Annotated in this window: 10 protein-coding genes; 6 read left to right on the top strand and 4 right to left on the bottom strand. The window is 52.5% G+C overall.

Features of this window, described 5'->3' with window-relative positions; all coding sequences use genetic code 11:
• Positions 1-4: 4 nt before the first annotated feature.
• From gcvP to METH11B_RS27830, 4 genes are all read left to right on the top strand, one after another.
• Positions 5-2,914 (top strand): aminomethyl-transferring glycine dehydrogenase, encoded by a 2,910-nt coding sequence (gene gcvP, locus METH11B_RS0111680; protein WP_026602166.1) that lies wholly within the window; start codon positions 5-7, stop codon positions 2,912-2,914.
• Between the two features lie 8 nt (positions 2,915-2,922).
• Positions 2,923-4,305 (top strand): 3'-5' exonuclease family protein, encoded by a 1,383-nt coding sequence (locus METH11B_RS0111675; protein ID WP_020484734.1) that lies wholly within the window; start codon positions 2,923-2,925, stop codon positions 4,303-4,305.
• A gap of 139 nt (positions 4,306-4,444) precedes the next feature.
• Entirely contained in the window at positions 4,445-4,978 is a 534-nt protein-coding gene (locus METH11B_RS0111670; protein ID WP_020484735.1) for a hypothetical protein, read from the top strand.
• Positions 4,979-5,423: 445 nt separating this feature from the next.
• Entirely contained in the window at positions 5,424-7,316 is a 1,893-nt protein-coding gene (locus METH11B_RS27830) for a diguanylate cyclase (protein WP_020484736.1), read from the top strand.
• A gap of 26 nt (positions 7,317-7,342) precedes the next feature.
• Here METH11B_RS27830 and METH11B_RS0111660 read toward each other — a convergent pair whose 3' ends face one another.
• The 4 genes from METH11B_RS0111660 to METH11B_RS0111645 form a co-directional block, all read right to left on the bottom strand.
• Entirely contained in the window at positions 7,343-7,591 is a 249-nt protein-coding gene (locus tag METH11B_RS0111660; protein WP_442785769.1) for a phosphopantetheine-binding protein, read from the bottom strand.
• The gene (locus METH11B_RS0111655; RefSeq protein ID WP_026602165.1) at positions 7,581-8,375 is read right to left on the bottom strand and encodes a lysophospholipid acyltransferase family protein; all 795 of its coding nucleotides are present in this window, start codon (positions 8,373-8,375) and stop codon (positions 7,581-7,583) included. Before METH11B_RS0111655 ends, METH11B_RS0111660 begins: the two co-directional genes overlap by 11 nt.
• A gap of 324 nt (positions 8,376-8,699) precedes the next feature.
• Positions 8,700-9,452: a hypothetical protein gene (locus METH11B_RS0111650; protein WP_020484739.1), complete on the bottom strand. Its 753-nt coding sequence runs from the start codon at positions 9,450-9,452 to the stop codon at positions 8,700-8,702.
• Positions 9,453-9,882: 430 nt separating this feature from the next.
• On the bottom strand, positions 9,883-10,836 hold the full coding sequence (locus METH11B_RS0111645) for an IS110 family transposase (protein ID WP_026600893.1): 954 nt from the start codon (positions 10,834-10,836) through the stop codon (positions 9,883-9,885).
• A 452-nt stretch (positions 10,837-11,288) separates the two neighbouring features.
• On the opposite strand from METH11B_RS0111645, the gene METH11B_RS0111640 reads away from it, so the two are divergent.
• Both METH11B_RS0111640 and nifB read left to right on the top strand, forming a co-directional pair.
• Complete coding sequence (locus METH11B_RS0111640; protein WP_026602164.1) at positions 11,289-13,313, top strand: cache domain-containing protein; 2,025 nt, start codon at positions 11,289-11,291, stop codon at positions 13,311-13,313.
• Positions 13,314-13,631: 318 nt separating this feature from the next.
• Complete coding sequence (gene nifB, locus METH11B_RS0111635) at positions 13,632-15,128, top strand: nitrogenase cofactor biosynthesis protein NifB (RefSeq protein WP_020484741.1); 1,497 nt, start codon at positions 13,632-13,634, stop codon at positions 15,126-15,128.
• Positions 15,129-15,195: the final 67 nt, after the last annotated feature.

Raw genomic sequence — 15,195 nt, 5'->3', positions numbered from 1 at the left:
GCCCATGTCTGCAAAAAGCCCCCGCCTCGACCAACTGGAAATGCGCGGTAATTTCATCCAGCGCCATATCGGTCCCAATCCGCAGCAGACTCAGGAAATGCTAGCCGAGTTGGGCTTGAGAGACCTGGAAGATATCGTCGGTCAAGTCATTCCCGCCAATATTCTTAACCACGAACCCTTAAAACTCACCGGGACGATCAGTGAACGAGCGGTGATCAAATACCTGCGCAAGATGCGCGAGCGTAACAAGGTGCTGGTGTCGATGATGGGCATGGGCTATTACGACACCATCATGCCGGCGGTGATCAAGCGCAACGTATTGGAAAATCCCGGCTGGTACACCGCCTACACCCCGTATCAAGCGGAAGTGGGGCAGGGCCGGCTGGAGGCCTTGTTGAATTTTCAGCAAATGATCATCGATTTGACCGGCATGGACATCGCCAACGCCTCCTTACTGGACGAAGCGACCGCGGCGGCGGAAGCGATGACCATGTCGCGGCGCCTGGCGAAAAGCTCCTCCAACAAGGTATTGATCGATAAAGACTGCCATCCGCAAACCATCGCGGTGGTGCAGACCCGAGCCGGCTCCTTGGGCTATGAAGTCGTAGTCGCCGATCCCTTCGACAATCTGGCCCAACACGATTTCTTTGCCTTGATTCTGCAATACCCAGGTTCCAGCGGCGAAATCCGCGATCTTAGCGAAGCCACCGCAATTGCTCACAGCAAACAAGCACTGGTGACGGTGGCCGCCGACTTGCTGAGTTTGGTGTTACTAAAACCGCCGGCTGCTTTTGATGCCGACATCGCCGTGGGCAGCGCCCAGCGTTTTGGTGTGCCGATGGGTTACGGCGGGCCGCACGCGGCTTTTTTTGCCACCCGCGACGACTTCAAGCGCTCTATGCCGGGCCGTTTGATCGGTGTGTCCAAGGATAGCCACGGCCAGATCGCCTTGCGGATGGCTTTACAGACCCGCGAACAACATATCCGCCGCGACAAGGCTACTAGCAATATTTGTACTTCGCAGGTTCTGCTGGCCGTAATTGCCGGTTTTTATGCGGTCTATCACGGGGCGGACGGGCTGCGCCTAATCGCCAGCCGGGTGCATCGCTACGCACAGATTCTGGCTGCGGGTTTGGCGCAATGCGGCCAGCAAGTGAATAGCCAATGTTATTTCGACACCGTGGTGGTTAGCGTACCGAATCGCGCGCGCCGCATCGCCGCGCAGGCGGCTGATGTGAACATCAATCTGCGGATTATCGACGCCGATACGCTGGGGATTTCCCTGGACGAAACCACCAACCGCGAGCATTTGCGAACCTTATGGCAAGTGTTTGCTTCGCCCATCGCTGAATTGCCGGATATCGGCGCCTTGGATGCATCCCTGAATGAATGCATCCCAGACGCACTGTTGCGCGACGATCCGATTCTGCAAAATCCGGTGTTTAGTCTGTATCACTCGGAAACCGAGATGATGCGTTACATGCGCCGACTGGCGCGGCGCGATATTGCCTTGGACAGAGCGATGATTCCGCTGGGATCGTGCACGATGAAACTCAACGCTGCCACAGAGATGCAGGCGATTTCGTTCTACGAATTCAATTCCATGCATCCGTTTGCACCGCTGTATCAGGCCCAAGGCTATCAGCAATTGTTCGCGGAGCTGGAAGACATGCTCTGCGATTTGACCGGCTTCGATGCGTTTTCCCTGCAACCCAATGCCGGCTCGCAAGGCGAATACACCGGCTTGCTAGTGATCCGTAAATATCACCAGGTCAACGGCCAGGGGCAGCGCACTATTTGTCTGATTCCGGCGTCCGCGCACGGCACCAATCCGGCCAGCGCCAGTTTGGCCGGCTTGACCGTGGTGGTTGTGGCTTGCGACGAGCAAGGCAATGTCAGCGTCGATGACCTGCGCGCCAAGGCCCTGCAATATCAGGACACGCTGGCGGCACTGATGATTACTTATCCTTCTACACACGGCGTTTACGAACAAGCCTTCCGCGAGATCTGCGACATCGTCCACCAACACGGCGGTCAGGTCTATATGGATGGTGCTAATTTCAATGCCTTGGTCGGCATCAGCCGGCCGGGGAAAATCGGTGCGGACGTCGCGCATCTGAATTTGCACAAAACTTTTTGTATCCCGCATGGCGGTGGTGGTCCTGGCGTCGGGCCGATAGGTGTCGGTGCACATCTGGCGCCGTACTTGCCTGATCATCCGCTGGTCGAAGGTGTCAACCCGGCCAAAGGCGAGCACGGCACGGTCGGCACTGTATCCGCCGCACCCTGGGGCTCGGCCAGCATTTTGACCATTTCCTGGGCATATATCGCCATGATGGGCGCCACCGGCTTACGCCGGGCTACCTTGGCGGCCATCATGAATGCCAATTACATCGCCCGCCGCCTGGCGCCGCATTATCCAATTCTGTACACCGATGCCAACGGCTGGGTGGCGCACGAATGTATTATCGATTGCCATCAATTCCGCAAAACCGCCAATGTTACCGTCGAGGACATTGCCAAACGCCTGATCGATTACGGTTTCCACGCCCCGACCGTGTCGTTCCCGGTGGCCGATACCTTGATGATAGAACCGACCGAAAGCGAGAATAAAACCGAGATCGACCGCTTCTGCGCAGCTTTGATTGCGATTCGGCAGGAGATTAAAGAAATCGAAGACGGCTTGGCCGACAGCCATAATAATGTGCTGCACAATGCGCCGCATACCCATCGTTTGCTGCTCGAAGAATGGACGCTACCATATTCCCGGCAAAAGGCCTTCTTTCCAGATAGTCATCAGCACGACGACAAATACTGGCCGCCGGTCGGCCGTATCGACAACGTCTACGGCGATCGTAATGTGATGTGCAGTTGCCCGACCGATTGGGCTGAGCCGATGGAGCCCGCATCCTGAACTCAAATATGCAAGCCCTGGCTTTTGTTGACCTGGAAACCACCGGCGCCTCAGCTACCAAAGACCGCATCACCGAAATCGGTATCGTTTTGGTTGACGAGGACGGCGTGCGCGAGTGGAACCAATTAGTAAATCCGCAAACCCGCATTCCGCTGTTTATCGAGCAATTGACCGGCATCAGCAACGAAATGGTCGCCGAGGCCCCCAGCTTTGCGCAAGTGGCCGGTGAAGTGGCGGAATTGCTGGAAGGGCGCTTATTCATCGCCCACAACGCCCGTTTCGATTACGGCTTTTTGAAGAACGAGTTCAGCCGGGTTGGCATGACTTTCCGCCCCCAAGTGTTGTGTACCGTCAAACTGTCGCGGGCTTTGTATCCGCATTTTCACCGGCATAACCTGGATAGCCTGATCGAACGGCATGGTTTGCAGGCCAAAGACCGGCACCGGGCCTTGGCCGACGCCCAATTGATTCATCAGTTTTGGACCCAAGCTTACGAACAATTTTCCGACGAAACCGTCGATGCTGCCGTGCAGCGTTTGGTGGGTCGTTCTAGTTTGCCGTCCAATATCGATCCCTTATTGATTCACGACTTGCCGGAAACGCCGGGCGTTTATTTGTTTTACGGTGAGAACGACTTACCGTTGTACATTGGCAAAAGCGTCAATATTCGTAACCGGGTGTTGGCGCATTTCGGCGCCGATCATAAAAACAACAAGGAAATGAGCTTGGCCCAGCAACTGCGGCGCATCGACTGGATCGAAACCGCCGGCGAGTTGGGTGCTTTACTCACCGAGTCCAAACTGATCAAGCAAATGATGCCGGTGCATAACCAGCGCTTGCGTCGGAAAAGCGCGTTGTGCGCCTGGCAATTGCAACAGCAGGGCGAACATTTACGCCCGGTTTTGACCTGGGCAGACAATCTGGATTTTGGGGCGCAGAACAATTTATACGGTTTGTATCACAGCCAGCGCGATGCGCAAAAAGCCTTGCGCAGCGTCGCCGAGCAGCACGGCCTGTGCCTGAGCGTATTGGGCCTGGAAAAAACCGCCGTCGGCCGGCCTTGCTTTGGCCACCAGATCAAAAAATGCCGCGGCGCCTGCGTCGGTTTGGAAGCGCCTTTGGCGCACGCGGCACGGCTGTTGATCGCCATGCAAAAACTCAAACTCACCGTTTGGCCGTATCCGGGCGCGATCGGCGTGCGCGAGGCAGGGGAACTGCACATCATCGACCGCTGGTGTTATTTGGGCTCGGCCAAAAACGAGGGGGAGATAGTGGCGATATTGCAGAGCGGGCGCCCGGCTTTTGATCGGGATACCTACATGTTGCTGAGTAAGTCCTTGAAAAAGGCGGAGGTTGTGGGGTTGTCGAGAACGTTGGAAATGGTTGGTTAACATGACCTTTGCGGCGATGTTGCGGGGGAAATGGATGGAGAGTTGCAATGCTCGAATGGCGGCTGGCGCTTCGCTTATCCTCCCTACGATCCTCAGCTTCAAACACCGGATTTATTTATAATTCGAATCAGGAGAATTTATGGCGGTATATCCGATGCTGGCGTCTATGATGGCCGGTACTAACATCCATTCATCGCATGTCTTTGAAACGCGCGTCATACCGTATCTGCTGGAGACTTGGCTAGACGACTACAGACGTTTCATTAAAGGCAGTGAAATTTTCGAGACTAATGTTGACGACTTTTCGTATTTGTTCGATGTGACGGTTGAACGATTGATCGCCGCATGGGGTGTTAGCAACGGTCGACATGCTGGTGCCCGCGACCGTTCTCGAATGGCCGGCCACCCTCTCAGTGATGGTCCAGATTATCACCGGGGCCACTCTATCCCGCATACCCTGGGTGGAACGACAGATATTAACTTGGTTCCGCAGCTCGGCGCCGTCAATATTGGTCCTTTCCGGCAGCTGGAGAAACGCGCGGTAGCCACCCCCGGTTCCTTGTATTTTACCTATTGGATATACGGCGCGTCTGGCAGTCAGAGGCCGTTGTATGTTCAACAGGGTCTGTTAATCCCGGGGAGTTTTCCTGACATTAGAACTCATCCGAATTAGACGTTTATCTCGCTCCCACGCTCCGGCGTGGGAATGCATAACGTTTTCATCGGTTGCTCCAGGCCCGCGTTTATCCTTTGGATTGGGCGGGAGTTATTTCCGAATCTGTTACCACGGGGGAAATCTGTGACGAGACGTCGTCTTCCGGAATGGCGTATAGCGTTTTGCTTATACGCCTTATGACGCGTTCGGCGGTTCTTGTCCGGATCGCCGCGAGGTAAGTGCTGGCTGGACCGTGCTTTGTGGGGTGGCGAAATGGCCTAGTCTAGGCGCCATAGCGTGCTTGCTAAGCGGTCATTCGCGTCAATGCCATGCCGATAGGGCTTGTCAGGCATTTGTCGCTAGCCAAAATCCAGTGTTTTTCAGTTCCGCTTCATCGGAATGCTGCTATTATCAATCTCACACGACAGACTGTTAACTTCACTGCTCGATTCCAAACCAGCCGATGTCTGAAAACACCATCAAATACGCCCAACTTGTCGATCTTGCCAGTCTGCAAACGCTGATGGACGATTTGTACCGGGTGGTCGGCATACCAAACGCGATTATCGATACCGACGGCATCGTTATCACCAACGCCGGATGGCAAGATGCCTGCGTAAAATTTCATCGGGTCAACCACAACACATGCAGTAACTGCATAGAAAGCGATACGGCATTGGTTGAAAGCATGCTGAAGGGTGAGCGGTTTGCAATCTACAAATGTCTGAACGGGTTGGTGGATTCGGCCATGCCGATTATCGTCGAGGGCCAGCACGTCGCCAATATTTTTACCGGTCAATGTTTTATTGAGCCTCCCGATCTGGAGTTCTTCCGCCGCCAGGCCCGGCTTTATGGGTTCGAAGAAAATAGTTATCTGCAAAGCATCAGCAAGGTACCGGTCATTGCGAAGCAGCGGCTGGAAACCATCACCGAAATGTACGCGCAACTCGCGCAAGCTTTTGCCAAACACGGCGCGGATCGGTTGCAGCAAAAGCAGGCGGCTGCGGAATTGGCGGAGCTGAATAACGAATTGAATCGGCGCGTCGAGGAAAGAACCGAGCAACTGATTCAAAACAATCAGCAACTGCTGTTGGAAAAGCGGGCCTTGGCCGCCAGCGAAGCGCGCTTATCGGCGCTATTCAAACACATGAGTAGCGGCGTGGCGGTATACCGAGCCAGCGAGGACGGCCGGGATTTCATTATCATCGGTTTCAACAAAGCCGCCGAGCAAATCGAAAAAATCACCCGCAAAGAATTGATCGGTAAAAAACTTACCGAAATGTTTCCGGGGGTATTCGAATTCGGCTTATTCGAAGTCTTGCATCGAGTGGCCAAAACCGGAACGCCGGAGGCTTTTCCGCCGTCGTATTACCATGACGAGCGGATTCAGGGTTGGCGGGAAAATTATGTGTATAAATTGCCTGGCGGTGAAATCGTCTCGATTTACAACGATGTCACGGAGCGCAAGCTGGCGGAAAAGGCCTTGCATCTGACGCAGTTTTCGGTGGATAGAGCCACTGAATGTTTGTACTGGATAACCGCCGACGCTAGATTCCAATTTGTAAACAACACCGCCTGCCAAGTATTGGGTTATAGCCGGGAGGAGTTGTTGACATTTTCGGTAATGGATATAGACAAGGAGTTAACAGCGGAAAATTGGCCCGCGCATTGGCAGGAAGTCAAACAAAAAGGCGCGTTAAAAATGGAAGCCATTCATCGCTGTAAAGACGGCCGGGAAATTCCGGTGGAAGTGGCCGCGAATTATCTGGTCTTCGAAGGCCTGGAGTATAACTGCGCGTTCGTGCGCGACATCAGCGAGCGCAAAGCCCTGCAAGCGGAGTTGGAGCGCCAGGCGCGCATCGATTATCTGACCGGGATTGCCAATCGCCGTTATTTCATGGAGCAGGGCGAAGCGGAGTTGGCGCGCAGTGATCGTTACGGCAACCCGTTGTCGGTATTGATGCTGGACATCGACTATTTTAAAGCCGTCAACGACAACTACGGCCATGCGGCCGGCGATCAGGCCTTGCAAAAACTGGGCTGCATTTTGGTGGAAGTTTTGCGGGAAATCGACATTCCCGGCCGCATGGGCGGCGAAGAATTTGCAATCTTATTACCGGAAACCGGCTTGCTTAAAGCCCTTGAGGTGGCGGAGCGACTCCGAAGCGTGGTGGCCGGCAGCGTGATTCCGGTTGAATCGGGGTTTGAATTGCAATTTACCGTATCGATTGGCGTGGCTACCCTGACGGATAAAAACAGCAGTATCGGCGATTTACTGAATTTGGCTGATAAGGGTTTGTATCAAGCCAAACACAGCGGCCGGAATAAGGTCTGTAGTTTTTCGCTACAACATTAGAATTGCATCGACTCGTCAAAACCCTCTCAACTCCGCGCCGCTTCGATAAATTGCGCCAAGGCCGCCACGGAACCGAAGATTTTCACCACATCGTCGCGTTCGGCATCGATTTTTACCTGATAAGTTTTGCGAATCGCCAAGCCCAGTTCCAGCGCGTCTATGGAATCCAGGCCCAAGCCATCATTGAACAGCGCGGCATTGCTGTCTATATCCGCCACATCGACATCTTCCAGCGCCAGTGTGTCGATAATCAGGTGTTTTATTTCAGTTTCCATCTCGCTCATGGCGTTCTCGTTGTTGAGTAAAATAATCCTGTAAATACTGCGTTAAGCGCCGCACCGCTATCGAGCGCGGTTGCAGTTCTCGGAAAGGCTGTAATTCGACATCCTCGCCTACAATCATTTGCAAATGAAAACGCCGCTGTGGGATTTGGTACCAGGCTTGGGTTTTGGTTAGGGTGCTGGGTTTACAGGTCAGCGTTACCGGCGTGATTATACTATCGGCTTGTAAGGCAATGGCCGCCGCGCCGCGTTGAAATCGATAGGCCCGGCCTGGCACCGAGCGGGTGCCTTCCGGAAAAATGATCATGGTGCCGCCGTTTTGCAGCCAAGTGGCGCAATCATTGACCATCGTTTCAGAATCGGCGTTGCTGATATAGCCGGCATTCAAGATTGGGCCGCGCATCGCCGGGTTATGCCACAGGCTGGCCTTGACGATGCAGTTGGCTTGTTTGATTCGGCTGATCAGAAATACCACATCCACCAAGGTTGGGTGGTTGGCGACAATCAGCTGGCGGGGACGGTTGAGTTTTTCCAGGCCGATCACTTCATAGCTCATGACGCCCAGTCTGTGCATCAAGCCTATAAACACATAAAAACTCAGATGTACCGTGTATTGCGCCCGGCAGGCTTTTTCGGCGCGGCTGCCCGGCCATATGGCCAAGAGCGGAAACACCAGCAGCCACAGCATCACGCCGCCGATCCCGAAGCTGGTAAAGCTGATCGCCGTGGCCAGTAAACGCCAGCCGTAATCAAGTTTTTGAATTAGAGTTTGTGCCATCGCCAGCTGCGGTTCTGATCGCCGAACTGCAACATAGCTTGGTCGGCGGGCAGGAATTGGATTAGGGGCGGCAATTGTAGCGGTTACTGACTATCGTGACGAGTTATCGACGATAAACCTAAAAATCAGTTGAGGGGTTTGCAAACCGTTCGTGGTCGACTTGCAGGGATGCAGTAAGTACAGCAAAGCAGGAGCAGTTGCTGAGCACATCACCACCCCGCCCATCCTTCGCCAGGCCCAGGGCGAACGGAATGTCGATATGCTCAACTGCGTATTACTATCAATCAAAGGGCTTGGAACTATGTTCCTGATGAATTGCGGACTTTATATGCAGCCCGGTAGCGGACGAGAATCCTCTTTACTGAATTGCGGCAAGGTGGCGAAGGCTTCCTTCAGCTTTTCGTGCCACATCTTGCGGATTTTGCTCAGATACTCGTTGTCCTCCTGGAAACAATAGTATTCGTCCAGTATCAGTGTATCCCGATGATAGATCAACAGTTCCACCGGAGCGCCGACGCTGGCGTTGCTGCGCATCGTCGAATCCATCGAAATCAAACAGCAGCGGCCGGCTTCGTGCAGTGAGGTATCGATTTTTAAAAATCGGTCCAGTACCGGTTTGCCGTATTTGTTTTCGCCGATTTGCAGATAAGGCGTCTGCCTGGAAGTAGTGATGCAATTGCCTTCCGGGTAAATCAAATAAGCGCCGTGCGGTTCCTGGCCGATTTGCCCCGCCAAAATAAAAGTGGCGGACGGATTGAAGCTGCTTTGGCCGGCATCCACATGGCGGCGCTGTTTTTCGACGCTGATCCGTCCCAGATAGGCGGCCGCTTCCGACAGATAGTTGACCGTGTCCAGATTAACTTCGGTCTCTTCCTTCATATCGCGCTTCAACTGGTCGATTACGGCCTGCGTGGTGGCCAGATTGCCGGCGCTGAGCAGCACGATTTTCCGGTCAGATGCCGTACAAAATGGGTGCATTTTGCCGTAAATGCTGACGTTGTCGATGCCGGCATTGGTTCTGGAATCCGAAGTTAAGACCAATCCGTCCTTTAGAGATACAGCAATACAGTAAGTCATGTGCTCTGTGCCTGAATATAGGGATAGCCGAAGTGTACTAAAGATACAACGCAAAGGCCAAGGCAAGTCTTGCATTAACGCGTAGTTGATTATGTTCGCCGTTAGTGCTGGGGTATTTGCACCACAACGATGCGACGCGGCCGGCTTTTGGGATCAGTTAGGTGCAAAATGAGTTGGTTTAACAGCTAGTCGAAATTCCGTGTTTGTCGCGCTAGGTGGGCTGTTTTCCGCCGATAAGCTTGAATGGATTCACAAAAATTTGCCAATTTATTGCTCAATTAAGGTCTGAATAAACGCTTTTCAAGCGCCGGTTAAGACAAACTTCGTCGCTGTTTTTTTCTGGAATAATCTATGCTTGTTTACCGCAATTGTCGAAATAAGGTCATTAAAACAGTGTCTTAGTGGGGTTTTTGAGATTCTATGGTTTTCGTCAAGCTGCATTGTTGAGGCAAGCAATTTTCTGAGCGTCAAATCGGGCATCGGCTTGTTGCCAAAGCGAGAATGCGATGCGTAATAATTTTCTGGCGATAATCACTAGCGCCTGAGTTGCCGAGAACTCTCTGGCTCTTAACTCTTGGTAATAGGGTTTCCACACAGCCGTTTTGGCGGCTGCCTGGGCGCAGTTGTATAACAGCCGTCTCAGTTCACCCGGTCCCCGTTTGGATACGCGTCGGCGGCCCCGCTTTTGGCCTGAGTCACAGGCTCGGGGATCCAGCCCGACAAAGGCTACTACGGCATCGCTGCGGCTTAACGGGACCCGATCAAACAAGACAGCCAGCTGTGTTGAGGTTTGCCGGCCAATACCCGGTATGCTCTCAAGACGTCGGGCCTCGGCTTTCAGTGCAGGCTGCAAAGTTAATAAGTCATCCAGTTGCTGATCGATATGCTTGAGCAATCCGTCCAAGGCGACCACGGTATCAATGAGTGGCGCTTCAAGTTCCTTCACGCTTCGCAAGGCTTTTTGCAGAGCTTGACGATGCTTGACGACCGTCGCACGGCGCCGTTGCAGTAAAGCCACTTGGTGCTGCATCGCCGAAGCAGGTTGATAGGGACGTAAATGACCCCGTTCAGCGGTGATAAATCGCCGGATCATTTGGGCGTCCACTCGATCCGTCTTGCCCCGTCTGCCCAAACCCAGGGCATAATGGCGCATATCCCGTGGGTTCAGCACATAGACGACCATGCCCATCAATACCGCTTGCTCTGCCATGAGTTGATGATAATCGCTGGTGGCTTCCAGGCCAATATAACTCCCGGTCGGTAACGTCTTCAGCCAGGCATCGATGGCCTCTGCCGTATTGGCAAGCGTCAACAAACCCTGCTCTGAATCTATCACCAGTTCATCTTTTGCTACATCGATACCGATCAACATTTCGCTTGTCATACGTCCTCCACCTGTTGAAAAATAAGAGAGTCGGGGTGGTGCGTCTGCCGAGTAAGCTTGTGCACAAATCGGCGGTCTAACCGCTAGATTCTTCATCGACTCTGGAAGACGCGATGGGATGATTTCTCAGTGAGGTCTGTCTTAGCAGATGCTTGTCGATGTCCCTCCATCCCGACAACCAAAGTCTCCCCGATTCTCTTAACCTTTACCATACAAGCTTGTCGACAAGCGTTGGGTGCACGCTGTCTTGTAAAAAGCGTTTTTTAATTTGAGTGAATGGGCTAGGTGTTGAGGTGTCTAGCCAGTATGAGGTTTGACAAGTTTTTAAAGGGAGGAGGATGAATGCCATTTTGTGGATTTCGTCGGGGTTTGGCGGTAGGTGAAGGTGAGCCGCAGATTAGCCTGACAGAATGGCTAATCCCCGATTTTCAATTGCTAGCAAGAGGAGTTTTATGAATGATTTTTTGCAGTCCCACTCGACAAAATTATTGGGATCAATGCCGGTGGTTAAAAGTTTTGAGGGGCGGTTAGCGTCTTTAAACGATTGGTGGGGCAAAATCACGCTGATAGGGAAAATAAATAGCCACAACGTGGCGACGACTATTTTGGACGATATGAGTCGTACCCAGCTTAAATTCGGCGAACTACAGAAACAATTGACCCATAATTTACTGGTCGAAAATGTGCAAAAACTGGTGCTGGATAACTCGTCGAAAGCGCAAGTGGCTATCGATTTGTTGATTCGTAACCTATTCGAGCGCACTGCAGATGTGGGTTTTCTGGCAACCGACGACGATATCAGAGTGTTTCTTGGTTCCGCGAATGTCAGCACCGAGCAAACGCAGTTCATCGAAAACAGGCTCCGTGAATATGTCAAAAAATACAGTGTTTACGACGAGATTATCGTCTTTGATACCCAAGGGAACGTAAAGGCCCATTTAGACAAAGCCAATTCCATATCCTATTCCAATGATCCCTTGTTGGCGGCAACGCTGAAGTCAGATCAGGATTATCTCGAAACCTTTCGCTATTCCGATTTACAAAGTGAGCGGCGCCACTCTTTAATCTATTCCTGCAAAATTACCCAAACCGATGACAAGAGTTCGCCGGTGTTGGGTGTTTTATGCCTGTGCTTTCGCTTTGATGACGAAATGCATAGCATTTTCGATGGACTCTTGATGTCGGGTGATATTGGGGTTTTAGCGATTATTGATCGGGATGGACAGGTGATTGCCAGCAGCAACGAACACTTGCTGCCGCTCAATACCGGATTTAAAGGTGATGCGGGCTTGAGAATGCTGAATTATCGGCGTCAAGACTATATCGTGAATATGCGCAGCACCAACGGTTATCAGGGCTTTTATGGTCTGGGTTGGCGCGGCCAAATGATGACTGGGCTGGGTATGGCGTTCGGTCGCGAAGAAAGGCAGCAGTCCCGTAACAGCTATACCGAGATCATGCATCAGGCAAGTTCTTTTCCGCAGGAATTACGGGAAATCCATCAGGCTTCTTCCGATATCAATACCGACCTTGGCTTGCTGGTGTTAAACGGACAGATTGCATCTGCCCGTAAAAATGCCACCGAATTTATGCCGGTGCTGGAGGCCATCAGACAAATTGGCTCTGATATTACCGCCATATTTAACGCGTCGGTTAAGAGCCTGCAGGAAGTGACGGTGATGTCCTCGCATCTAAATAATGCTGGATTTTTGGCGTCCTTGGCGGTCGATATCATGGATCGAAATTTATACGAGCGGGCTAACGATTGTCGCTGGTGGGCGCTCACCTCAGCCTTTAGGCGGGGCTTGACGAATGCTGAGCTTAGTTTCACCGAAGCCCGCCAAATCAGCGAAATCCTGCAATATATCAACGCACTTTATACGGTGTATACCAATCTTTATCTGTATGACAGCCAAGGTCGAATTCTGGCAGTCTCCTCGCCCCAGTATCAGATGTTAGTCGGCGTCAAGTTAGACGAGTCAACCGGTGCGACCGAGGCTTTAAAGCACAGCGATTCCCAACATTACACGGTATCGGCGTTTGATAAAACGCATCTCTACGGCAATCGGCATACTTACATCTATAACGCCGCAATTACCGATCTGGAGGACCCGCGTAAAGTGTTGGGTGGCATAGGCATTGTGTTTGATAGCGAACCGCAGTTTGAATCGATGCTGAACGATGTTTTGCCTCGCGATAAACAAGGTAAGGTATTGGCTGGCTGTTTTGGCGTGTTTGCGCAGAGAAACAAAACGATTATTGCCGTCGCCAATAATCCCGCGCTCAAAGTTGGAGACACCTTGGACGTTGATGCGGCATTTTTCGGATTGAAAACCGGTCATCGTAGTTCGGAAGTGATACAGCTAAATGGTACGAGTTACATCTTTGGTGTCGCTGTCTCAAAGGGGTACCGCGAGTACAAAGTGCAGGATGGTTATCGTAACGATGTAATTGCCATGGTGTTTATCCCGTTTTGATGGCAGTTGCATCGCCCAACCCACCGGCTGACGCCGGTGTCGCTCGATGGACTAAATAACTTGTTCGGGTTAAATCCGCAAATAGGCCGCGTGGTCAGTGTTCAGGTTGGAACAGCCCGGTTAAGCGCGGTCGCTTTGTGCAACTCCTTACAATCGTTCGGCTGAGAATGTGTCTTTACAAACATTAGGCAGCCTTTTTTGCGGCTGCCTAGATGTTATCCTTAATAATTTTCATATTAATCAATAACTTAAAATGATTTCATAACTGGCATGGCCTGTGCTTTCTCACTGCATAACCAATCAAGTGAGGTGAAGAATATGGAACTGCCAGTAATAAACGAAACTCCAGCAGCCAGCGCAGGCGGCTGCTCCTCCCATTCTTGCGGCACTAGTGATGACCAGTTAGGTCATTTGTCCGACGAGATTCGCTCAAAGGTGGAAAATCATCCTTGTTACTCGGAAGACGCTCATCACTATTTTGCCCGCATGCACGTAGCGGTGGCGCCAGCTTGTAACATTCAATGCCACTATTGCAACCGTAAATACGATTGCTCTAACGAGTCACGTCCCGGTGTAGTGTCTGAGTTGTTGACGCCCGATCAAGCCGTGAAAAAAACCATGGCGGTGGCTGCCAATATTCCGCAAATGACGGTACTGGGTATCGCCGGCCCCGGTGACCCATTGGCTAACCCAGAAAGAACTTTCGAAACCTTCCGTCGGTTGAGTGCCGAAGCGCCGGACATCAAACTCTGCGTATCCACCAACGGTCTGGCTTTGCCCGAATCGGTCGAAGAACTGGCCAAGCACAACATCGATCACGTCACGATCACGATCAACTGTGTCGATCCGGAAATCGGTGCGCAAATTTATCCCTGGATTTTCTGGGAAAACAAACGCATCAAAGGCGTGAAAGGCGCGAAGATTTTGATCGAGCAGCAACAAAAAGGCCTGGAAATGCTGACTGCCAGAGGCATTTTGGTCAAAGTCAACTCGGTGATGATTCCCGGTGTCAACGATAAGCATTTGGCGGAAGTCAGCAAAATCGTCAAAGCCAAAGGTGCTTTCCTGCACAACGTGATGCCGCTGATTGCCGAAGCCGAACACGGCACCTTTTACGGCGTGATGGGCCAACGCGGCCCGACTCAGGACGAGTTGATGGATCTGCAAGACTCTTGCTCCGGCGACATGAACATGATGCGTCACTGCCGGCAATGTCGGGCCGACGCGGTCGGTCTGCTGGGCGAAGATCGCGGCGACGAGTTCACGATGGACAAAATCGAGGCGATGGAAATCGATTACCAATCGGCGATGGAAAAACGCAAGGTCATTCACGAAGCGATTGCCGAGGAAATGCATAGCAAGCGCGCCGCCAAGGTCGAAAAAGCCGCCAGCCATGCCGACGAGCCCAAGCTGAATACCCGTCCGGTGTTGATGGCTATCGCGACCAGCGGTCAAGGTGTGATCAATATGCACTTCGGGCATGCGAAAGAGTTTCTGATCTACGAAGCATCCCCAAATGGCGTGCGCTTCATGAGTCACCGCAAGACCGATTTGTATTGCGGCGGCGACGATACCTGCGGCGACGGCGAGAGTGTGTTGCAACAAACGATTCGTTCCTTGGCCGGCTGTGAAGCGGTGTTGTGCTCCAAAATCGGTTACGAGCCCTGGGACTTACTGGAAAAAGCCGGCATCGTGCCCAACGGCGAGCATGCGATGGAGCCTATCGAGGAAGCCGTGATGGCGGTTTACAAGGAAATGGCTGCCGCCGGCAAGCTGGATGAGGCTGCGCCGCAAGAAGAGCGGGCGACGGCATAGCCCAATATTTCCTCTCCGGCCGGAGAGGGTGGGGCGAGGTGAATCAAAAAAGCTTTTGCTTATTCAA

Source organism: Methylomonas sp. 11b (assembly GCF_000515215.1).
In the GTDB taxonomy this organism is placed as follows: domain Bacteria; phylum Pseudomonadota; class Gammaproteobacteria; order Methylococcales; family Methylomonadaceae; genus Methylomonas.
Note: the sequence above shows the minus strand (reverse complement) of the source record. Positions and strands in the feature narration are given on the sequence as shown.